Here is a 1,596-nt window from a genome sequence, read left to right on the forward strand (position 1 = left end):
CCTTAAAACGAGTCTGTTGCAGAAATTATGGGTTTTTATGGCGGCTTGCGCAACGGTTACCATTGTTGGCTGTAGTTTTTTTAATATGTTCTTATTACTTCTGCATAATTCCTGCACCAATTAATTATTTCTCCTTTCTCATTAAATTCAAGATGATAGGTAATCCACAAATACTCGTGTGTTTCGTGAATGTTCACAAAAATTCGTTCAGTTCCGTCAATTTCTTTATGAGGTGCTGTGATATTCAATCTTGGATAATTTCCTTTTCCTCTTTTTTTTACTTTAAACTTCTTTTTGTTAAGGTTAGAAAAGTCCAATTCAAATCTATCTGAATCAATGTTCATTTGAGTTTTGACATAATCTTTTAAAGGTTCAAATTGCTCATTACTTTTCCATTTTATTCCCAAACAGCTTGGGTTATTAAAAACAAAATAGTCAGGTTGAAAATCAAGCACGTATGGATAAACTTTTACTTTCTTTTTGGTCGGAAAAGAATCTATTAGTGTTGATTTGTAAAAGTCAAACGCAATTTGCTCATAAAATGGAAATTCAGTTTGCGAGATTCCAATTCCGCAATTGAGTAAGAAAGTCAGAAGTATTATTTTTTTCAAATCTCTCCGTATAAAATTCAATTCCAATTTAATTCAGTTAGTTTTTATAGAAAAGTCTTAATGATTAATCACTGTTTTTCAATTAGTTAACAGACTTTTTAAATTACAGCCAACGGTCTAGGCTATGAGTAGTTGCGTGGGTTAGCACTTAACTTTGCAAGTACACATCAAACTGAAAATCCTCGCGGATTTTCAGAAGTAGGTGAGAACAAGCAATTACTTATAGCCAATGTTGGCTGTCTGGCTTTATTTTAGTGTACCTATAAATTCAGTTTCAAGAAATTTTTGTTTCCATTCGCCATTTTCATAAACACCTACAATGAAGTCGTATGTTTTTTCATTTTTATAAACCCACATTTCAGTAACAAACGTTCCTCCGTAATCATACTTATAAATCAAATTTTTTCCTTCACCCTCAACCGTTCCTTCTGTTAGATTTCCAAAAATATCGAATTCCCAAAACCTTATTTTTTTTAATTTTTCGTCGTATTGTCGGATTCCGTGATTTCTCAAACCAAATTCAGTTTGTTCTCTATTTGTGAATCCCATAGATTCTACTTTGACTATTTTGTTATCCAAAGAAAATTCCAAGTTTATCTCTTGCTTGAATGTACTTCCATCTCCCCATTTTCCTTCAGCAGTCCAAGTATAATTTTCTAATGAATTGAAAATTGTCAAAGGATTATCTTGTGCTTTCAATCCTATTGGAATTAAAAAAAGTAGAATGATTAATTTTTTCATAGTTACTTTTATTTTGTTCGTTTCAGCTTGCAGCCAACGGTCTTGTATAAGAATAGTTGCGGGTTTGTATGCGAGGATTTTCCGAAGGAAAATCAGACGTAGCAAACACGCAACTACTTTTGGTTAAGCACTAAACCGCAATTATTTTTATACATTGTGCCTGTTGCACAACCACTCGCTAAATATACAGAAAATTCGTATCTTGCTGTATGCAAGGCAAGAAAGATTACCAAGAAAAGTTATT

The 1,596-nt window shown here is 32.3% G+C and carries 2 protein-coding genes; both read right to left on the minus strand.

The genetic code is table 11. The features are described from left to right. Positions 1-80 precede the first annotated feature (80 nt). Positions 81-611: a hypothetical protein gene (locus tag ACFSR8_RS05380; protein ID WP_380289821.1), complete on the minus strand. Its 531-nt coding sequence runs from the start codon at positions 609-611 to the stop codon at positions 81-83. 246 nt (positions 612-857) lie between these two features. Then, complete coding sequence (locus ACFSR8_RS05385; protein WP_380289823.1) at positions 858-1,352, minus strand: hypothetical protein; 495 nt, start codon at positions 1,350-1,352, stop codon at positions 858-860. Positions 1,353-1,596: the final 244 nt, after the last annotated feature.

Source organism: Hyunsoonleella rubra (assembly GCF_042684665.1).
GTDB lineage: Bacteria > Bacteroidota > Bacteroidia > Flavobacteriales > Flavobacteriaceae > Jejuia > Jejuia rubra.

What these genes read in the sequence shown, in the direction of transcription:
- ACFSR8_RS05385 (WP_380289823.1), bottom strand. Translation starts at nt 1,352, where the DNA reads ATGAAAAAATTAATCATTCTACTTTTTTTAATTCCAATAGGATTGAAA.